Genomic DNA, 18471 nt, shown 5'->3' with positions numbered 1-18471 from the left:
TCGCCATGACCATCATCCTGCCCGGCATGGGGGCCAGCGGCGATCCCGGCTTCGGGGTCTATGTCCATTGGCCCTTCTGCGCCTCCAAATGCCCCTACTGCGACTTCAACAGCCATGTGCGGCATGTGCCGCCCGACCAGGCGCGCTTCGTCGCCGCCTTCGCGCGGGAACTCGGCACAGCCGCGCGGCGCACGCCGGGCCGCTCGGTGTCGTCGATCTTCCTCGGCGGCGGCACGCCCTCGCTGATGGAGCCGGCAACGGTCGGCGCTGTCCTCGATACCATTGCCCGGCTGTGGGCGGTGGCGCCCGATTGCGAGGTGACGCTCGAGGCCAATCCGACCAGCGTCGAGGCGGAGCGCTTCAGGGGCTTCCGCGCCGCTGGCGTCAACCGCGTCTCGCTCGGCGTCCAGGCGCTGGATGACGCCGACCTGAAGAGCCTCGGCCGCACCCACTCGGCGGACGAGGCGCTGCGCGCGGTCGATGTCGCCCGCCGGCATTTCGATCGCTATTCCTTCGACCTGATCTATGCCCGGCCCGGCCAGACCGAGGCCGGCTGGGAGGCGGAACTGAGGCGCGCCATCGCGGAAGCCGCCGAGCACCTCTCGCTCTACCAACTCACCATCGAGCCCGGCACTATGTTCGAGGCGCTGCACAAGGCCGGCAAGCTCGCCATGCCCGACGCCGAGATGGGCCGTGTGCTCTATGACCTGACGCAAGACGTCTGCGCGGACGCCGGGCTGCCGGCCTACGAGATCTCCAACCATGCCCGGCCGGGCGCCGAATGCCGGCACAACCTCATCTACTGGCGCTCCGGCGATTTCGTCGGCGCCGGTCCCGGCGCCCACGGCCGGCTGACGCTCGGCAACGGCCGCGTGGCGACCGCGACCGAAAAGCATCCCGAAACATGGCTGGACCTGGTCGACCGGCAGGGTTCAGGCATCGTCGCGGAAGAGCAGCTCGTCCAGATCGAAAATGCCGACGAGTTTCTGGTCATGGGGCTGCGGCTCGCCGAGGGCATCGATCTCGCCCGCTACGAGGCGCTGTCCGGCACGCCGCTCGACCCCGAACGCATCGCCTTCCTGGAGCAGGAGGGCTTCGTCCAGCGCCTGCCGGGCGGGCGGCTGAAGGTCACGGCGGCGGGCTTCCCCGTGCTGAACGCTGTCGTCGCCGATCTGGCACAGTCGGATTAGCGCCATGCTGTTTCAGAGCGGCGAACCGGTTCGGGTTGGCGATGCCGTGATGCTGCATGGCATGGCGGGCGTCGTGGTGTTTTCAATCGATGGCCGCGAATACGCGCAGGACTATCCCAGGGACGTGTGGGAATATCTCGGAGAAGGCGTTGGAATTCTCACCCAAGAAGCTGGGTTGATCCATATCGCCTCCAACGACGACCTCGTCCTCATCGCTCGCAAGGATGGCTAGCACCTAGCGGCAGGCCCGCCCGCCTCCGGTGTCGAGGTGGAAGTGTTCATAGTGCAGCAGGTTGTAGTCCGGCGACAGGGTGACACCGAACCAGCGGCAGGCGCCGTCGCGGGCCGCCCGCAGGAATCCGGCGCGAGCCTCGTCCGATGACGACCAGTCCGCCGTGAGCGTCAGCCGCCGTCCGTCGGCAAGCACGAAGCCGCTAACGTCGATGGCCTCGGCGGTGGCGTGGCGGCTGCGCCGGCCGGTCGCAGCGTGATTGATGTTGCGGCAGGCATAGGTCCCGAGATGCTCGATGCGGACGATGCGCCCGTTCAGAAGGGCCGCGGCTGCGGGAGCGAGCTGGTGGCGCTCATAGGCCGCCAGCGTCAGGGCTGTCGGACAGGCGAGGATGACCGGCGAGGCGAGGGATGCGGTCGAGAGGCGGCCGATGCGTCCAGCATTGGTGAAGCCGCAGCCCTCGCCCGTGACACGGTCGGCCACCGGCTCGAAGGCAATGCCGCCGCGGGCAAGGGCTGCGCGGCAGAGCTCCCCGTCGGCGCGGGCGCGCGCAAACTTGAAGCGGGTGAGGAACCCCGGATCCTCCGCAACGTCGAACGGCGCGAAGGGGTCGTAGCGCGGCGGCAGCGTGATGCGTCCGGTGGCAATCAGCGCCGCGACCGCGATCAGACCAAGGATCAGCGGCAGGACCAGGAGGCGGGCGATGCGGATGGCCATGGGCGAGCCTAACCGGCGGCGGCGGTCGATGTTCCCGGGTGCCGGCGCGGCATGGCGCCGCTGGCGGGAGCGGCGACGGCGCATGGCATTCCGGCGGCGAACACCCTAGTTTCGTTGCATGCCGTCCTCACTCTCCCTGCCCATGATCGACGCCGCGCCCTGGCACCGGAGCCTGCGCCTCGAGACGCTCATCCGGCTGCGCTGGTTCTCCATCGTCGGCCAGACGGCGGCGATCCTGGCCGTCTACTGGGGCCTCAATTCCGATCTGCCGCTCGACCTCTGCCTGCTGGCGGTCGCGGCGTCGGCCTGGCTCAACATCGCGCTCCGCCTGCGCTACTCCGCCAACCACCGCCTGTCGCCGACCGAAGCGGGGCTGTCGCTCGCCTGGGACATCCTCCAACTGGCCATTCTGCTCTACCTGACCGGCGGGCTGGAAAACCCCTTCGCCTTCCTCTTCCTCGCTCCGGTGCTGATTTCCGCGACGTCGCAGCCGCCGCGCGTGACGCTGCTCCTCGGTCTCCTGACGGTGATCTGCGCCAGCGTCGTCCTGTTCCTGCACCTGCCGCTGCCCTGGGAATGGACGAACGACCTGAGGCTGCCGCCGCTCTACCTCGCCGGCGTCTTCATTGCGCTGCTGCTCTGCCTGTCCTTCATCGGCGTCTATGTCTGGCAGGTCGCGGAGGAGCAGCGCCAGTTCACCGAGGCGCTGACGGCGACCGAACTCATTCTCGCGCGCGAGCAGCACCTGTCGCAGCTCGACGGCCTCGCGGCCGCGGCGGCGCATGAACTCGGCACGCCGCTCGCCACCATCGCCCTCGTCAGCAAGGAACTGGCCGGGGTCCTGCCCAAGGACGGTCCGATCGGCGAGGACATGGCATTGTTGCGCGAGCAGGTGCAACGCTGCCGCGACATCCTCGCCAAGCTGAAGAGCCTGGCGAGCGGGGATGCGCCCTTCGACACCATGACCCTTGCGCAACTGATCGAGGAGGTGGTGCAGCCGCACCGCTACTTCGGCGTGGAGATCAGCGTCGACCTGCCGGAGAAGCGGGGCGGCGAGCCGCTCATCGCCCGCAATCCCGGCCTGCTCTACGGGCTCGGCAACATCGTCGAGAATGCCGTGGACTTCGCCCGGTCCTCGGTCGTCATCACCGCGCGCTGGGACAGCGAGACGGTCACCGTCACCATCCTCGACGACGGGCCGGGCCTTGCGCCGGAAATCCTCGACCGGATCGGCGAACCCTATCTCACCCACCGGGGCAAGGGACGCGGGCGGCGCGCCGTGCAGGGCGAGGATCCGGGCGAGGAGAAGTCGGGCCTCGGCCTCGGCGTGTTCATCGCCAAGACGCTGCTGCAGCGCTCGGGGGCCCGCATCACCTACCGCAACCGGCCGGGGCTCGAGTCCGGCACTGCGGTCGAGGTGGTCTGGCCGCGCAGTGCCTTCGGCGGCCCCCCTGCGACAATTGCGGCACAGCCCGTGCCGGCGGTGGCTTCTTGAGAACCGGGCGTCCCGGGCCTACATCCACGAGAGCATCTGTATACCATGCCGTATCCGCCCCGGGAGGAGGACTTTTATGGTCGAGACCGAATCCGCCGCGCTGGCGCCCCAGATTGCGCTTCCCGCTGATCGCTCCCTGCTCGTGGTCGATGACGACAGGCCCTTCCTGCAGCGGCTGTGCCGGGCCATGGAGGCGCGCGGCTTCGTGGTGACCGCCGCCGAGAGCGTCGCCGACGGTCTGGCCGCCGTGGCTAAGCACCCGCCCGCCTTCGCGGTGGTCGACATGCGTCTCGGCGATGGCAACGGCCTCGACGTCATCTCCGCCCTTAACGCGGCGCGGCCCGATGCGCGCGGCGTCATCCTCACGGGCTACGGCAACATCGCCACTGCCGTGACGGCCGTGAAGCTCGGCGCAGTCGACTATCTCGCCAAGCCCGCTGATGCGGACGAGGTTTTCGCGGCGCTGCTCGCGGTCGCCGGGAAGACCGCCGATCTGCCGGAAAACCCGATGTCGGCCGATCGCGTGCGGTGGGAGCATATCCAGCGCATCTACGAACTGTGCGGGCGCAACGTGTCGGAAACCGCCCGGCGACTCGGCATGCACCGGCGCACCCTGCAGCGCATCCTCGCCAAGCGCGCGCCGCGCTGAGGGCTCAGAGGTCCGTCTGCCCCCGCGCCTCGGGGTCACAGAGCAGTGTCATGCGGCCTGCCGCGATGCGGGCGAAGCGCAGCATCATGACCTTGCGGGTGGGTGCCGGCAGGGCTAAGGCCTCGCCCTCGCGCAACAGTTCGGCGCCATGGGCATCGGCCAGGATGAGACCGGCCTCCTCGGGGAGAATGCCTGTCGGAAAGTCCGGCGCCACGGCGAAGAGCACCCGGTCGGCATGGGCGCGGTAGTCGCCCCACTTGCGGTCGGAGCGGAAATCCTCGACCGACGACTTGACCTCGACGATCCAGAGCGTGCCGTCGCGACCGAGCGCGGTGAGATCAGCGCGTCGGCCCGAAGGCAGCGCCAGTTCCGGCACCACGGCGAAATCCAGGGCGGCGAGAAGCCGCGTCGCGCCGCGCGCGATGGCGAGCGCCCGCCCGGACTGGCGGCCATCGACGGGTGGCTGGAGGCGGGCTGCGGCAAAGCCGGTCATCAGGCGATCATGCCGCGGATCGGGTGGGAATGAAACGGGAACGTGCCCGGTCCCTTCCCTTGCTGCCATTTTCGTGTATAAGCCGCGCCTTCGGCAGCCCGCATGGGCCGCCGGAACGTGCTTGCGCGCCCGTCGCGCATCACGGCCATTCGACCGCGCTGGACGACATCCCGGCCCGGCCGCACCTATCGATCCCTACAGAAGGAACACCCGATGTCGATTTCCGACGCCCGCAAGGCCGAACTCATCGTTGAATATGCCACCAAGCCCGGCGACACCGGTTCGCCCGAGGTGCAGGTCGCCATCCTCACCGAGCGCATCACCAATCTGACCGGACACTTCAAGACCCACGCCAAAGACAACCATTCCCGCCGCGGCCTCCTGAAGATGGTCTCTGCCCGCCGCTCGCTGCTCGACTACGTCAAGCGCAAGGACGAGGCCCGCTACAAGACGCTCATCGAGCGCCTCGGCATCCGCCGCTAAGATTTCGGACCGGCCCCGACGGATCACCGCGCGGGGCCGAGCCGCATTCCGGACGCCGTCGCGGCGTCCGTGCTCCATCGCCAACTGCGACCCGCGCAGCCGGCGCGCCAACAAGGCCAATCCACTGGACAAGCCGACCGCCATGGCAGGATCGCAAGGGGCTCGGGATCACTAGATCCTGACGTCGAGCCCCTCGCCGTCTTGCGCATGGCCGTCCGCCGTCCGATCCGTCCGAGAAAGGAAACAAGATGTTCGAAACCCATCGCGAGGAGATCACCTGGGGTGGTCGCAAGCTCGTGCTCGAGACCGGCAAGGTCGCCCGCCAGGCCCATGGCGCCGTGCTCGCCACCTATGGCGAGACCACCGTGCTCGCCACCGTCGTCTCCAACTACGAGCCGAAGCCCGGCCTCGACTTCTTCCCGCTGACCGTCAACTACCAGGAGAAGTACTTCGCCGCGGGTCGCATCCCGGGCGGCTACTTCAAGCGCGAGGGTCAGCCGACCGAGCGCGAGACGCTCATCTCCCGCCTCATCGACCGTCCGATCCGCCCTCTGTTCGTCGACGGCTACAAGAACGAGACGCAGGTCGTCATCACCACGCTCTCCCATGACATGGAGAACGATCCCGACGTGCTCGCCATGGTCGCCGCTTCCGCCGCGCTGACCCTCTCCGGCGTGCCCTTCATGGGTCCGGTGGGTGCCGCCCGCGTCGGCTTCATCGACGGCGAATACGTGCTGAACCCCTATATCGACGACATGAAGGACTCCAAGCTCGACCTCGTCGTCGCCGGCACCGCCGACGCCGTCCTGATGGTGGAGTCCGAGGCGCAGGAGCTCTCCGAGGAGACCATGCTCGGCGCCGTCATGTTCGGCCACAAGTACTTCCAGCCGATCATCAACGCGATCATCTCGCTGGCCGAGAAGGCCGCCAAGGAGCCGCGCGACTTCACTCCGCCGGACCATTCGGCGCTGGAGAAGGAGATGCTGGCGCTGGTCGAGAAGGACCTGCGCGCCGCCTATTCCATCCGCGAGAAGAGCGCCCGCTACGCCGCCGTCGGCGAGGTCAAGAAGAAGGCCCTCGAGGCCTTCACCGGTGAAGGCGAAGGCAAGTACGAGAAGCAGGTCGCCGGCGCCGTGTTCAAGGAGCTGGAGGCCAAGGTCGTCCGCTGGAACATCCTTGACACCGGCAGCCGCATCGACGGCCGTGACCTCGTCACGGTGCGCCCGATCGTCTCCGAGGTCGGCATCCTGCCGCGCACCCACGGCTCGGCGCTGTTCACCCGCGGCGAGACGCAGGCGATGGTCGTCACCACGCTCGGCACCGCCGAGGACGAGCAGTTCATCGACTCGCTGAACGGCACCTACAAGGAGAACTTCCTCCTACACTACAACTTCCCCCCCTTCTCGGTGGGTGAAGCCGGCCGCATGGGCCGTCCGGGCCGCCGCGAAGTCGGCCACGGCAAGCTCGCCTGGCGCGCCGTCCATCCGATGCTCCCCGAGCGCCACGAGTTCCCCTACACGATCCGCGTCGTCTCGGAGATCACCGAGTCGAACGGCTCCTCGTCGATGGCCACGGTCTGCGGCGCCTCGCTGGCGCTGATGGATGCGGGCGTGCCGATCAAGCGTCCGGTGGCGGGCATCGCCATGGGCCTGATCCTCGAGGGCGAGCGTTTCGCGGTGCTCTCCGACATCCTCGGCGACGAGGACCATCTCGGCGACATGGACTTCAAGGTCGCCGGTACCGCCGAGGGCATCACCTCGCTGCAGATGGACATCAAGATCGCCGGCATCACCGAGGAGATCATGAAGGTCGCCCTCGGACAGGCCAAGGGCGGCCGCGAGCACATCCTGAACGAGATGTCGAAGGCGCTGACCTCGGCCCGCGCCGAGCTCGGCGAGCATGCACCGCGGATCGAGAGCTTCAAGATCCCGACCGACAAGATCCGCGAAGTGATCGGCACCGGCGGCAAGGTGATCCGCGAGATCGTCGAGAAGACCGGCGCCAAGGTGAACATCGAGGACGATGGCACCGTGAAGGTGGCCTCGGCCAATGGCGAAGCCATCCGCGCCGCGGTGAACTGGATCAAGTCGATCACGCAGGAGCCCGAGCTCGGCATGATCTACGACGGCACGGTGGTGAAGGTCGTCGACTTCGGCGCCTTCGTTAACTTCTTCGGTTCGCGCGACGGCCTCGTCCACATCTCGCAGCTCGCCAGCAACCGCGTCGGCAAGGTGACCGACGTGGTCAAGGAGGGCGACAAGGTGAAGGTGAAGCTGCTCGGCTTCGACGATCGCGGCAAGACGCGCCTGTCCATGAAGGTCGTCGACCAGGCGACCGGCGAGGACCTCGAGAAGAAGCAGAAGGAAGCGGTCGCCGCCGAAGAGGGCGACGCGGTCGATTGATCCCCGGCCTTTCAGGTCCGGAGACTACGAAAGGGCGGCCCTGGGGCCGCCCTTTCCTGTTTCAGTCCGGGCGCTCAGTTCGCCGCGAAGCAGTAGAACAGGCCGTTGCCGCCGGTGGCGCGCAGGGAGGGCAGGTCGCAGCCGCGCGAGGGGTGCGAGGAGTTCCAGGAGAGCGCCGGCGGCTCGGTGTTGAGGCCCATACGGTCGTGATGGCCGACCATGGCGGAGCCCTCGCCGCCCCTGGTCCAGTTGCCGCAGGTTCGGTCGGCCTCGCCGGAGAAGGCCGTGCCGTCCGGCTGGCTGCCGGTGAGGATGTCGTGCTGGTTCGGCGTGTCGCCGCGCCCGTTCACCACGGCACCGGTCTCGGTGAGCGCCGTCTGCTTGGTGAGGTTGTTGGTGCCGTGCAGTTCGGCGACGGAAGCGGCGATGACGACGCCGCGGGCATTGGCCCAGGGGCCGCTCCCGATCCGGTCGCGGGCGTTCACCGCGCCGGCCCCTTGCGTCGACAGATAGGCGCGCCAGGTGCGGTTGCCGGCGCCCGCCGCCGCGGCGAGAGCCTGGCAGTGCCGGTCGGCGCCTTCCAGGCCACCGAGGTTGCCGCCCGCCAGCGGCGCCGAGGTGATGAAGAAGCCCATGGGGTCTGTTGCGCCGCGGCCGGCGCGGCCAGCAGCACGAGCGCGCCGGCGCCCGCCAGCGCCATCCTGAAGCCTGTGGTCATGGGATCCTCCGCCCTGTCGCGATGCCTTGTGCGCCGCACGGCGAGGCCATCGGCCGGCATCTGCGACGAGCCTAGGAAGGCCCGCGCGACCCACCAACACACAGGTGGGTGAGACAGGTAATCAAGTTACGTTGCGGAAGATCGCGCCTTTCAGCCCCTCGCCTCCGCCAGCTTGCGCACGGCGGAACTCGCCACCACCTCGCGGCGCTCGGCATAGGCCTCGTGGTTCTCCTCGATGCGCGGCAGGTCGTAGAGGTAGTTGACCATCACGCCGTGGGACTGGGAAAGGCCGGATTCGGAGAGATCGGCGCCGGTGTTGATGCGTTCGAGCCGGGCGCCATTCCCGAGATGGAAGCGGGCGACGGGATCGAGCGGGCGGTTGCCGGAGCTCTTCGCGAGGAGGAAATAACGGGCCGCGCCGCGCGCCAGCACCCGGTCGATTTTCTGCGCCCGCGCCGTGTCGGCGCGCCAGTCCGGCTCGTCGAGCGCAGCCAGCAGGGCCCGCTCCTCGTCGAGCAGGAAGCCGGTCTCGGTCCTTCGCTCCTTCGCCAGCCACTTTGCGAAGCCCGGCACCGGCGAGAGCGTCACGAAGGTCGTCAGCTTCGGCAGCTCGCGCTTCAGTTCCTCCACCACCTGCTTGATCAGCAGCGAACCGAAGGAAATTCCGGCAAGGCCGGTCTGGCAGTTGGAGATGGAATAGAACACCGCGACGCGCGCCTCGTCGGCGGCGAGCGGCGTGCCGCCCTCGGCGATCAGCGGCCCGATGGCGGCGGGAATTTCCGCCGTCAGCGCCACCTCGACGAAGATCAGCGGCTCGTCCTCCAGCCGCGGGTGGAAGAAGGCGTAGCAGCGCCGGTCTTCCGGCTCGAGCCGCCGCCTGAGGTCGTCCCAGTCGCGGATCTCGTGCACCGCCTCGTAGCGGATGATCTTTTCGAGGATGTTGGCCGGCGTCGACCAGTCGATGCGCTTCACGACGAGGAAGCCCCGGTTGAACCATGACGAGAGGAGATGGACGAGGTCGTCGTCCAGCACCTTCAGATCGGGATGGGCAGGCAGTTGGGCAAGGAGGTCGTCGCGCAGCCTGACGAGCGCCAGGGTGCCGTGCGGGGCAAGGTTCAGCCGGCGGATGAGCTCCTGGCGACGCGGCTCGGCGGCGACATGCAGGGCCGCGGCGGCGGCGGGCGAGGGGTCTGCCTGGTAGGCGGCGATGGCGGCGTCGAGACGGGCCGGGTCGGCGCCGAACCCCTCGGCGAAGTCGCGGAGAACGGCAAGGCGGCCCGCCGTGTCGAGACGCCGGAAGGCGGCGAGGATGTCGCGGGCCAGTGCCGTCCCCGACGCTTCACCACGCCGCGACAGCAGGGTGCGGGCGAGGACACAGATGTCGGCAGGGGTGCGCGGGTCGAGTTCGGCCGGCTTCCAGCCGATCAGGGCGCGGCTGCGGCGGGAGACGGTGGACAGGAGGTCGGTGACGAAGGTCATGGAAGCCCTCTGCGGCCGGGATGTCGCCCGACGGGACCCATGCTGCCACAAATTGTTGCGCCGCGGCGAGACCCTTCGTGCCGCGACCGATCAGCCGACAGGCTGCCAGTCGATGTGCAGTTCCTCATCATGGGCGAAGCGCCTCAGATGCTCGGCCACCACGTCCTCGAGCGTCGGAAGCCGGTCTGCGGTCGCATCCAGCCGCAGGCTCAGCACGTCGCCGTTGGCCTTCAGGGTGAGCCTCGCATGCTCGCTGAAGGGAACCTTGCCGGAGCAGGTGTCGAAGGTGACCGGGAACTTGTGGCTCCAGTGCTTGCAGAGCTGCTGGAGATAACGGCTCGCATGGGCCGTCGCGATGTCCGCGAGCGAAACTTGCATAACGAAACCTCCGAGGACCGACCTCGATCAGGCAATGATTGGGGACGAGAACGCGCCGAATAGCATCCCGTCCGCCCGCAGGTCACCTGCGCGCGGCCGGAATGCTCGGCTGGCATGCCGAATTAGCGGTTCTTGAAGCCCGGCTTGCGCTTCTCGGCGAAGGCCGCCATGCCTTCCTTCTGGTCCGCCATGGAGAACATGGCGTGGAAGACGCGCCGCTCGAAGCGAATGCCCTCCGCCAGCGTCGTCTCGTAGGAGCGGTTCACCGTCTCCTTCGTCATCATGACGGTCGGCATCGACATGTCGGCGATCTGGCCGGCGACCTTCACCGCCTCGTCGATCAACTCGGCGGCCGGCACGATGCGCGAGACGAGTCCGACGCGCTCGGCCTCCGCCGCATCCATCATGCGGCCGGTGAGGCACATCTCCATGGCCTTGGACTTGCCGACGAAGCGGGTGAGACGCTGGGTGCCGCCGGCCCCCGGCATGACGCCGAGCTTGATCTCCGGCTGGCCGAACTTCGCGGTCTCCGCGGCGAGGATGAAGTCGCACATCATGGCGAGCTCGCAGCCGCCGCCGAGGGCGAAGCCGGCGACCGCCGCGATGATCGGCTTGCGGCGCTGGCCGACGCGGTCCCAGGCGGTAATGAAGTCGTCCAGATAGGTCTCCGGATAGGTCTTGTCCTTCATCTCCATGATGTCGGCGCCGGCGGCGAAGGCCTTCTCCGACCCGGTGATGACCATGCAGCCGATGGTCGGGTCCTTCTCGAAACCGTCCATCACGGCGTTGAGTTCGCCGATGAGCGGGCTGTTCAGCGCATTCAGCGCCTTGGGCCGGTTGAGGGTGATCAGACCGACCCTGCCGCGGGTCTCGACAACAATGGTTTCATAGGCGGCCATGGCGATCCTCGGTTCCTTGGGTCCTGCGTGACGGCAGAGCTAACCGAGGCGCGGCGCGCTGTCATCCTGTCCGAAGGGGGATGCGGCTGGAGCGGCGCGACCCTTGCTGGCCAGCCGGCGGGTGAGGCCCCTATAAGACCGGCAGTGCAACGCGGGGGAGGCGCTGTGACGATGATCCACCTGCGCAAGGGCCGAAGCGAGGCGGCGATCTCCGCGATCGGCGGCGAGCTCAGGCGCTGGTCGGTGGACGGGTCCGACCTTCTCTGGCCGGGCGATCCGGCGTGGTGGGAAGGCTCGGCGCCCATCCTGTTTCCGATCGTCGGATGGGCCCGCAACGGCGAAGTCCGTATCGACGGGATCGCGCGTCCGATGGGCGTCCACGGCTTCGCCGGCTCCCGCCCGTTCCGTGTCGTCGAACAGGGCGAGGCGTCCTGCCGGCTGGAGCTGGTCGATGATGCGGAGACGCGCGCCGTCTATCCCTTCGGATTTTCCCTCTCGGTCTCCTACGGCCTGACCGTCGACGGACTCGCCATCGGTTTCACTGTCGCCAATGCCGGCGACCGCCCCATGCCCTATACCCTGGGTTTCCATCCGGGCTTCCGCTGGCCGCGGGCCGGGGCGCAGCGGAGCGGCCATGCCGTCGTCTTCGCCGAGCGGGAGGAGCCTTCCGTTCCGGTGATCGCTCCCGGTGGTCTGTTCTCTGCCACGCGGCGCCCGGTGCCTCTCGATGGCCGGCGCCTTGTTCTCGACGATGACGTCTTCGCGGCCGAGGCCCTGTGCTTCCTCGATGCCCGCAGCCGGTCCTGGAGGTTCGAGGCCCCGGACGGCAGCGCCATTCGCATGGACCTCGACGGCTTCCCGCACCTGGCCCTGTGGTCGAAGCCGGGCGCGCCCTTCGTCTGCCTGGAGGCCTGGACGGGCTACGGCGATCCGGTCGGCTTCGAGGGAGAGCTCAAGGACAAGCCGTCGATGCGCATTCTGGCGCCCGGCGAGGTCGATCAGGCCCGGGCGATGCTGACGTTCCAGCCGGGCTGAGGCGTCAGGCGAAGATGCGCTTGCGCACGAAGTCGAGCATCATCGGCTCGCCCGCATCCAGCACAGCCCGGCCGAGGCGCTCCGCCCAGTAGCGTTCGGAACCGTAGCGCAGGCGGCCCCGCCGCAGCCGATCCGACAGCAAATGCAGGTCGAGTTCCTCGGTCATGCCGATGGCACCATGCACGGCGTGGGCGATGGCCGCGACCTCGGCCGCGCCCTCGCCTATGGTGACCTTGGCGGCGGCGATCGCCGCGATGCCGCCGGAGCGGGCCGCCAGTTCCGCCGCGGCGCGGGCGGAATGGACCAGTTCCGTCATGACCGCGAGTTGCTGCTGCACCGCCTGGAACTTGCCGATGGGGCGGCCGAACTGGGAGCGGTCGTTGGCGTAGCGCAGCGTTGTCGTGAACATCGCCTCCATGGCGCCGGCCATCTCCGCGGCCTCGATCAGCGCGCCGGTGGCGAGGATGTTGTCGGCCTTGACCGGCGTCCCCTTCGCGTCGGTCCACCGCATCCGGCAGAAGGTGCCCTCGCCGGTCGGCTCGTACGACGCGCCGTCCGCCGGCAGCAGCACCGCGTTGCCCTGCCGAGGCACCACGACCCAGTCGGCGAATTCGCCCGCCGGCACGTCGGCGATCCAGCCGCCGCCCTCGGCCCGTGCCGAGGAGGCGATGGCGATCATGCCGTCGGGCGCCGTATGGCCTCCGGCCGCGATCAGAGCCCGCGCCGCCATGGTCGCGCCGAGCGGCAGGGGCAGGGCATGTCGCCCGGCCGCGAGCATGACGGGCAGGGTGTCGGCCGGGGTCAGCCCGGCGCCGCCCTCGGCTTCGGCTACGAGCGCGTCAAGAAAGCCGGATTCGGCCAAGGCCGCCCAGACCGGGGCGGCCGAGGCACGGTCCTTCAGGCGGCGCACGGCGCTTGCCGGAGCGACCTCGGCCATCAGCCTGTCGGCGGTGTCTGCGATCAGCATGTCGGACATGGTCGACCCCTCACCTCAGGCCAATGCCGCGGGCGATCATGCCGCGCAGGATCTCGCGCGTGCCGCCGCGCAGCGAAAAGGATGGCGACATGCCGACCGTATAGGCGAGCGTCCGCATCAGTGATCCGGACGGCCCTGCGTCCGGGTCCGCCGCGATGGAGGCGGAGATGGCCGCCGGGATCATCTGCTCGTAGGTCGTGCCGAGGTCCTTGACGAGGGCCGCATGCACCACCGGGCTGTCGCCCGCCGCCAGTCGCGCGGTCACCCCGAGCGAGAGCGCTCGCAAGGCAGCGAGATGGGCCGCCAGCCGGCCGACGAGAACGACATCGTCGCTCGACATCCGCTGAAGGCCCTTCAGGTGCTTCAGCCACTCGTCGACGAGCACCATGGAAGACAGGATGCGCTCGGGGCCTGAACGCTCGAAGGCAAGTTCCGCATTGACCTGTTCCCAACCGGCGCCCTCCTCGCCGATGAGAGCATCGGCGGGCAGCATCACGTCGTCGAAGGTGACCTCGGCGAAATGAGCGTCGCCCGACAGGTCGCGGATCGGCCGGATGGCGATGCCGGGCTGCTTCAGGTCGATGATGACCTGCGACAGGCCGCGCTGGCGGTCCGCGGCCGTGCCGGAGGTCCTGACGAGGGCGATCATGTAGTCGCAGATGGCCGCGTTGCTGGTCCAGATCTTGCGGCCGTTCAGGCGGAAGCCGCCGCCGGGCAGCGGCTCGGCACGGGTGCGCACGCTCGCCAAATCCGAGCCCGAATTGGGTTCGCTCATGCCGATGCAGAAGAAGATTTCGCCGGCCGAGATCTTCGGCAGGTAGAACTGCCGCTGCGCCTCGGTGCCGTAGCGCAGGATGAGCGGTCCGGACTGGCGATCGGTGATCCAGTGGGCGGCCACCGGCGCGCCGGCGGCGAGAAGTTCCTCGGACAGGACGAAACGGGCGAAGTAGCCGCGCTCGGCGCCGCCATAACGCTTTGGCAGGCTGAGGCCGAGCCAGCCACGCGCGCCCAGCGCCCGGCTGAAGGCGGGGTCGGAGCCCATCCAGGAGCGGGCGCGGCGTTCCGGCGGCATGGCGGCGAGTTGGTCGGCGAGGAACGCCTTGACCTCGTCGCGCAGTGCCTCGTCCTCGGTCGGGATAGCAGCGGGCGGAAGCGGAGACAGGTTCGTCACGGCTTGGCTGTTCCTGATCGTCGCGATCCCCGCGGGACCGGCGCGGAGGCGATGCCCCGCAGACTCTACCGTTTCAATAGATGAAACGCATATTCATTTTATGAAAAGAGCATGTAGGGCCGGGCACGGTCAAGGAAAGCCCCTGCAGCCGTTCGGCCGAGGCGCGCCGCCGCGTGAATGCGCCCGGCAGGGCGTGGGGTCAACAGAGCGGACGATCCTACTGGACCAGCTTCAGGGGCTTTTCGAGGACGGCGAGGACGCGCCTGAGGTCGTGTCCGCGCTTCAAGACCAGGCCCGCCGTGTTGATGACGGCATAGGGACCCTGTTTCGCGTCGGGGTTCTTCTCGACCCGGTAGAGCGGCATCTCGGAGGCGCGGCGGAAGATGGCGAAGACCGCTCTGCCCTTCAGGAAGTCGATGGCGTAGTCGCGCCATTCCCCGGCCGCCACCATGCGTCCGTAAAGCTGAAGAATGGCCTGCAGTTCGCGACGATCGAAGGAGACCCGTGGGGCGGCAGCACCGGCGTTCAATGGAACGACGGTGCCGATCGAACTCGTCTCGATGTCGGACATGAGGCTCCTTCCGGCGCTCCGGCTCGTGTCACGGTCCGGTCATGATCGACCGGACCGCGCCGATTGGCAAGCCACCGGGCGAGCGGTCTCAGACGGGCTTCGTCGTCCGCTCGAACAGCGGCAGGGTCTTGTACTGGCCCTTGGGGGTGAGAAGGCCTTCCTCGACCATACGGTCGTGCTCGATCTTGCCCTTCTCGTAGGCGAACGAGCCCGCATAGAAGGCGACCGTCCCGCCCGGCTTCGTCTGGCCCACCAAGAGCTTGACCATCTCGTAGTCGGTCAGCGCGCCGTAGGCGTCGTTCTCCGGACCGCGGAACTCGCCGACATGGAACAGCGTGACGATGTCGAACATCGGCAGGAGCCGCTTGTCGAGCTGGTAGATGTCGCCAAAGAAGGCCTTGTAGCCCCAGCCGAGTTCCGGATTCTCGACGATCATCGTCTCGTAGGTGCGGATCTCGCCGGGCGAAGCGGTGATGCCGAGGATGACGTTCTTGCGATCCTTCTCGACGTTGTGCAGGCCGAGAACGTGATGCCCGCCCGTGCCGAAATGGAAGATCGCCTTTCCGGAGACCTCGTTTTCGTCGAGCCAGTCGCAGAAGTGGACGTCGCAGGGGCATTCCTTGACCCTGAGGTCCCAGAAGTGATCCCAGATGTGCAGTGCCATGGCGTTGTGTCCTTTCGCGGCGCCGGCGTCGCCGCTTGTTCAGCCGGATGTCAGGGGTTGCGGGAGGCGGTCGCCGGCCTGAGCGGCACCGATGCGAGGTGGGCGCCGCGCTCGCCGCGCGACAGGACGAGCTTGCGGTCGTGCAGGGCCTCGAGGCCGGGCCTCAGGCCGACGCTGATCAGGGTCGAGCCCTCCAGCGCCGCGACGAGGGTGGCCATCAGCCTTGCCTCGCCGCCTTCGTCCATGGCGCTGGTGGCGCCGTCGAGGATGACGAGTTCCGGCCGCTGGACCAGCAGGCGGGCGACGGCGAGGCGCTGGCGCTCGCCGTTGGACAGCGTCTGGTCCCAGCGGTCGCTCTCGTCGAGCCGGTGGCTGAGATAGCCGAGACCGGCCTCGACGAGCGCCTCAGAGAGCACTGCGTCGTCGACGGGGAGAGACTGGGCCGGATAGAGCAGGACCCCTCGCAGCGAGCCTGCCGGCAGATAGGCCCGCTCGGGAATGAAGGCGACGCTGCCGCCGGCGGGGAGCGCGATGACGCCGGTGCCCCAGGGCCACAGGCCGGCGAGCGCCCGGACCAGGGTCGACTTGCCGGAGCCGCTCTCGCCCGAGACCATGACCTTCTCGCCTGCCTCGATGCGGGCATTGGCCTGATCGATGAGCACGCGGCCCGAGCGGTCGGCGATGGTCAGTTCGTCGAGCCGCACCGCGCCGGTTCCCGAGGGCGCCAGAACCAAGCCGCTGGTGTGATTGCGGTCGAAATCCCCGGCGATGTCGTCAATCGCGTTGGTGAGTTCGGTGACGCGCTGCATCGAGGCGTAGCACTGGGCCAGGGCGCGGAAATTGTCGACCAGCCAGGCAATGGCGACCTGCACCTGCATGAAGGCGCCGGCGAGCTGTGTCACCTGGCCGAGCGTGAACTCGCCCGACAGGTATTTCGGTGCGGCCAGCAGCAGGGGCAGCACGGGGATGAAGACGCCGCTGCCGTTGGTCAGCCAGGTGATGTGGCCGTGGCGGCGGACGACGGCGAGCCAGCGCCCGACGAGATCGCCGTAGGTGACGCCGAGCGCGCGGCGCTCGTCGGCCTCGCCACGGATGAGGGCGACGCTCTCGGCGTTCTCGCGCAGGCGCGTCAGTTCGAAACGGAGCTTGGCCTCGGCCTCATTTCGGCGGGCGACCGCCCCCGGCAGCTTGCGGCCGATCCACAGCATGAGGCCGGACATGGCGATACCGTAGAAGAGCGCCGCCAGCACCATGTAGCCGGGAATGACGAAGGAACTGGAGCCGACGGGGACCGTCAGCCCGCCGCCGACCACCCAGAGTACGCCGACGAAGGTGAGGGCAGAGACGATGGAGGAGAGCAGGCCGATGGCGAAATCGACGATCGGCTCTGTCGCCAGCCGCGTGTCCTCGGCGATGCGATACTCAGGATTGGCCGGCTCGGTGCGGGCGAGGCCCATGCGGTAATAGCGCTGGCCGCCCATCCAGCGTTCGATCAGCGAGCCGATGAGCCATTCGCGCCAGCGCACCTGCAGCGTCTCGCGCGAGACCACGATACCAACGCCGATGGCGGCGGCGCAGACGACGAGGCCGAGGAAGACGATGACCGCCCAGATCACGGTCGGAGTATCGGTGTTCTCCAGCGCGTCGAAGAAGCGGCGGTTCCAGGTGTTGACCGCGAAATTGATGCCGACATTGATGATGAGACAGGCGGCAAGCGCGCCCGTCAGGAACCACGCCCGACGCGCCGTGGCGCCGGACCACCAGCCGGACGCGAGCGCGAAGAAGTCGCGGAAGACCTTGCGGTCGAGGCCTTCGGCAGGGGAGGCGGGTGAGGACGTCAACGCTAGGGGCACCCGCGAACGGCTGAACACGACTTCGTGAGCGCCACCTTCCACGATCCCGGGAAGCTACGCAATTCCCCCATTCACGCCCGAAACGGATGAATGGCCGCTGAACCGCCGTCAGCCGATGCCGAGCACCCGGAGCCAGAGGATCGAGGTCACCACCGCCAGCAGGGTCGACAGCGCCACGGCCGTCGAGGCGATGCCGACGCCCTGGCCGTAGCGGGCGGCGAAAAGATAGGCGTTGATGCCGGCGGGCATCGCGGCGAACAGCACCACGGTGCCCGTCCAGGCCGGCGGCAGAGCGAAGAGGTAGTGGGCGATCACATAGGCGATGGCCGGGTGGACGAGCAGGCGCAGCACGCAGATCATCAGGGCCACCGGGACGTCGGCGCGCACGCCATAGGTCTTCAGCGACAGTCCCAGGGCGATCAGCGACAGCGGGATCGTGGTGCCCGCCACCATCTCCAGCATCGTCGCGGGGATACCGGAGGGTCGGATGCCCGCTGCCTGGAAGGCGACCCCCGCGGCCATGGCGATGATCAGCGGATGGGTGGCGAGGCCCTTGCCGAGCTTGACGACAAGCAACCCGCCACTGGCCGCCCGCGTACCTTCGAGCATCAGCGTCGCCAGTGTCATGGTGATGGGCAGGTTGACCGCGAGCAGCATGGCGATGGGAAAGGCCGCCTCCTCGCCATAGGCCTTGAGGATGATGGGAATGCCGATCAGAACCGTGTTGGCCTGGCCGGTGGCCAACCCGGCGATGACGGCATCACCATGGCTGCGACGGAAGACGCCAGCGGCGAGGATGCTCGCCAACCCCCAGACGATGGCCATGCCGGCGTAGTAGGCGATCCAGTAGCCCCACGGAAAAGCACCGGGGAAGACGGCAGCCGTCAGCAGCTTGAACATCAGGGCCGGCGCGCCGATCGTGAAAAGATAGGAGGTCAGGCCCTCGTTGGCGCGCTCGCCGATGAGGCCCGCCAGCGCTGCCCCGTAGCCGAGGGCGACGAGGCCGAAGACCGGCGCGACGAGCATCACAAGTTCGAGCATGGAGAGCGAATTTCCGTTGGCAAGT

The 18471-nt window shown here is 68.4% G+C and carries 19 protein-coding genes; 7 read left to right on the top strand and 12 right to left on the bottom strand.

Features of this window, described 5'->3' with window-relative positions; genetic code table 11:
* The first annotated feature begins 26 nt into the window (after positions 1-26).
* The gene (gene hemW, locus ACJ4V0_RS08205) at positions 27-1190 is read left to right on the top strand and encodes a radical SAM family heme chaperone HemW (RefSeq protein ID WP_448299234.1); all 1164 of its coding nucleotides are present in this window, start codon (positions 27-29) and stop codon (positions 1188-1190) included.
* Positions 1191-1194: 4 nt separating this feature from the next.
* On the top strand, positions 1195-1422 hold the full coding sequence (locus ACJ4V0_RS08200; protein WP_448299085.1) for a hypothetical protein: 228 nt from the start codon (positions 1195-1197) through the stop codon (positions 1420-1422).
* A 3-nt stretch (positions 1423-1425) separates the two neighbouring features.
* Here the strand turns inward: ACJ4V0_RS08200 and ACJ4V0_RS08195 are convergent, their stop codons facing one another.
* Positions 1426-2139: an extensin-like domain-containing protein gene (locus ACJ4V0_RS08195; protein ID WP_448299084.1), complete on the bottom strand. Its 714-nt coding sequence runs from the start codon at positions 2137-2139 to the stop codon at positions 1426-1428.
* A 118-nt stretch (positions 2140-2257) separates the two neighbouring features.
* On the opposite strand from ACJ4V0_RS08195, the gene ACJ4V0_RS08190 reads away from it, so the two are divergent.
* Positions 2258-3634: an ActS/PrrB/RegB family redox-sensitive histidine kinase gene (locus ACJ4V0_RS08190; RefSeq protein WP_448299083.1), complete on the top strand. Its 1377-nt coding sequence runs from the start codon at positions 2258-2260 to the stop codon at positions 3632-3634.
* A gap of 76 nt (positions 3635-3710) precedes the next feature.
* Positions 3711-4283, top strand: a complete 573-nt coding sequence (locus ACJ4V0_RS08185) for an ActR/PrrA/RegA family redox response regulator transcription factor (RefSeq protein WP_448299082.1) — start codon at positions 3711-3713, stop codon at positions 4281-4283.
* A gap of 4 nt (positions 4284-4287) precedes the next feature.
* On the opposite strand, the gene ACJ4V0_RS08180 is transcribed toward ACJ4V0_RS08185, so the two are convergent.
* Entirely contained in the window at positions 4288-4776 is a 489-nt protein-coding gene (locus ACJ4V0_RS08180; RefSeq protein WP_448299081.1) for an MmcB family DNA repair protein, read from the bottom strand.
* A 102-nt stretch (positions 4777-4878) separates the two neighbouring features.
* Between ACJ4V0_RS08180 and rpsO the strand changes: the two genes are divergently transcribed.
* Positions 4879-5259: a 30S ribosomal protein S15 gene (rpsO, locus tag ACJ4V0_RS08175; RefSeq protein WP_448299080.1), complete on the top strand. Its 381-nt coding sequence runs from the start codon at positions 4879-4881 to the stop codon at positions 5257-5259.
* A gap of 248 nt (positions 5260-5507) precedes the next feature.
* The gene (gene pnp / locus ACJ4V0_RS08170; protein ID WP_448299079.1) at positions 5508-7661 is read left to right on the top strand and encodes a polyribonucleotide nucleotidyltransferase; all 2154 of its coding nucleotides are present in this window, start codon (positions 5508-5510) and stop codon (positions 7659-7661) included.
* A gap of 74 nt (positions 7662-7735) precedes the next feature.
* Here the strand turns inward: pnp and ACJ4V0_RS08165 are convergent, their stop codons facing one another.
* The 4 genes from ACJ4V0_RS08165 to ACJ4V0_RS08150 form a co-directional block, all read right to left on the bottom strand.
* Positions 7736-8296, bottom strand: a complete 561-nt coding sequence (locus tag ACJ4V0_RS08165; RefSeq protein ID WP_448299078.1) for a lectin — start codon at positions 8294-8296, stop codon at positions 7736-7738.
* A gap of 233 nt (positions 8297-8529) precedes the next feature.
* Entirely contained in the window at positions 8530-9858 is a 1329-nt protein-coding gene (locus ACJ4V0_RS08160; protein ID WP_448299077.1) for a malonyl-CoA decarboxylase, read from the bottom strand.
* 90 nt (positions 9859-9948) lie between these two features.
* Positions 9949-10236: a DUF2218 domain-containing protein gene (locus ACJ4V0_RS08155; protein ID WP_448299076.1), complete on the bottom strand. Its 288-nt coding sequence runs from the start codon at positions 10234-10236 to the stop codon at positions 9949-9951.
* A gap of 122 nt (positions 10237-10358) precedes the next feature.
* Complete coding sequence (locus ACJ4V0_RS08150; protein ID WP_448299075.1) at positions 10359-11135, bottom strand: enoyl-CoA hydratase; 777 nt, start codon at positions 11133-11135, stop codon at positions 10359-10361.
* 171 nt (positions 11136-11306) lie between these two features.
* Here ACJ4V0_RS08150 and ACJ4V0_RS08145 point away from each other — a divergent pair, with 171 nt between their 5' ends.
* A complete protein-coding gene (locus ACJ4V0_RS08145) occupies positions 11307-12170 on the top strand; it encodes an aldose 1-epimerase family protein (protein WP_448299233.1) in 864 nt (287 codons plus the stop codon).
* Between the two features lie 4 nt (positions 12171-12174).
* Here ACJ4V0_RS08145 and ACJ4V0_RS08140 read toward each other — a convergent pair whose 3' ends face one another.
* The 6 genes from ACJ4V0_RS08140 to ACJ4V0_RS08115 all read right to left on the bottom strand — a co-directional run bounded on the left by ACJ4V0_RS08140 (position 12175) and on the right by ACJ4V0_RS08115 (position 18446).
* Complete coding sequence (locus ACJ4V0_RS08140; protein ID WP_448299074.1) at positions 12175-13146, bottom strand: acyl-CoA dehydrogenase family protein; 972 nt, start codon at positions 13144-13146, stop codon at positions 12175-12177.
* Positions 13147-13156: 10 nt separating this feature from the next.
* Complete coding sequence (locus ACJ4V0_RS08135) at positions 13157-14317, bottom strand: acyl-CoA dehydrogenase family protein (protein WP_448299073.1); 1161 nt, start codon at positions 14315-14317, stop codon at positions 13157-13159.
* A 217-nt stretch (positions 14318-14534) separates the two neighbouring features.
* Positions 14535-14888, bottom strand: coding sequence for a DUF2794 domain-containing protein (locus ACJ4V0_RS08130; RefSeq protein ID WP_448299072.1), 354 nt, complete (start codon positions 14886-14888; stop codon positions 14535-14537).
* Positions 14889-14976: 88 nt separating this feature from the next.
* Positions 14977-15552: a hypothetical protein gene (locus tag ACJ4V0_RS08125; protein ID WP_448299071.1), complete on the bottom strand. Its 576-nt coding sequence runs from the start codon at positions 15550-15552 to the stop codon at positions 14977-14979.
* A gap of 50 nt (positions 15553-15602) precedes the next feature.
* Positions 15603-17393, bottom strand: coding sequence for an ABC transporter ATP-binding protein/permease (locus ACJ4V0_RS08120; RefSeq protein WP_448299070.1), 1791 nt, complete (start codon positions 17391-17393; stop codon positions 15603-15605).
* A gap of 120 nt (positions 17394-17513) precedes the next feature.
* Positions 17514-18446 carry an AEC family transporter gene (locus tag ACJ4V0_RS08115; RefSeq protein WP_448299069.1) on the bottom strand — a complete coding sequence of 311 codons (933 nt, stop codon included), beginning with the start codon at positions 18444-18446 and terminating at the stop codon, positions 17514-17516.
* Positions 18447-18471 lie beyond the last annotated feature (25 nt).

This window comes from Phreatobacter aquiterrae, from assembly GCF_053471285.1.
This window is presented reverse-complemented; position numbering and strand designations above follow the sequence as displayed.

Coding starts and splice junctions, on each gene's coding strand:
- ACJ4V0_RS08145 (WP_448299233.1), top strand. CDS start 11,307: ATGATCCACCTGCGCAAGGGCCGAAGCGAGGCGGCGATCTCCGCGATC.
- rpsO (WP_448299080.1), top strand. CDS start 4,879: ATGGGCCGCCGGAACGTGCTTGCGCGCCCGTCGCGCATCACGGCCATT.
- ACJ4V0_RS08115 (WP_448299069.1), bottom strand. CDS start 18,446: ATGCTCGAACTTGTGATGCTCGTCGCGCCGGTCTTCGGCCTCGTCGCC.
- ACJ4V0_RS08185 (WP_448299082.1), top strand. CDS start 3,711: ATGGTCGAGACCGAATCCGCCGCGCTGGCGCCCCAGATTGCGCTTCCC.
- ACJ4V0_RS08125 (WP_448299071.1), bottom strand. CDS start 15,552: ATGGCACTGCACATCTGGGATCACTTCTGGGACCTCAGGGTCAAGGAA.
- hemW (WP_448299234.1), top strand. CDS start 27: ATGGGGGCCAGCGGCGATCCCGGCTTCGGGGTCTATGTCCATTGGCCC.
- ACJ4V0_RS08190 (WP_448299083.1), top strand. CDS start 2,258: ATGCCGTCCTCACTCTCCCTGCCCATGATCGACGCCGCGCCCTGGCAC.
- ACJ4V0_RS08130 (WP_448299072.1), bottom strand. CDS start 14,888: ATGTCCGACATCGAGACGAGTTCGATCGGCACCGTCGTTCCATTGAAC.
- ACJ4V0_RS08140 (WP_448299074.1), bottom strand. CDS start 13,146: ATGTCCGACATGCTGATCGCAGACACCGCCGACAGGCTGATGGCCGAG.
- ACJ4V0_RS08200 (WP_448299085.1), top strand. CDS start 1,195: ATGCTGTTTCAGAGCGGCGAACCGGTTCGGGTTGGCGATGCCGTGATG.
- ACJ4V0_RS08165 (WP_448299078.1), bottom strand. CDS start 8,296: ATGGGCTTCTTCATCACCTCGGCGCCGCTGGCGGGCGGCAACCTCGGT.
- ACJ4V0_RS08155 (WP_448299076.1), bottom strand. CDS start 10,236: ATGCAAGTTTCGCTCGCGGACATCGCGACGGCCCATGCGAGCCGTTAT.
- ACJ4V0_RS08160 (WP_448299077.1), bottom strand. CDS start 9,858: ATGACCTTCGTCACCGACCTCCTGTCCACCGTCTCCCGCCGCAGCCGC.
- ACJ4V0_RS08150 (WP_448299075.1), bottom strand. CDS start 11,135: ATGGCCGCCTATGAAACCATTGTTGTCGAGACCCGCGGCAGGGTCGGT.
- pnp (WP_448299079.1), top strand. CDS start 5,508: ATGTTCGAAACCCATCGCGAGGAGATCACCTGGGGTGGTCGCAAGCTC.
- ACJ4V0_RS08195 (WP_448299084.1), bottom strand. CDS start 2,139: ATGGCCATCCGCATCGCCCGCCTCCTGGTCCTGCCGCTGATCCTTGGT.
- ACJ4V0_RS08180 (WP_448299081.1), bottom strand. CDS start 4,776: ATGACCGGCTTTGCCGCAGCCCGCCTCCAGCCACCCGTCGATGGCCGC.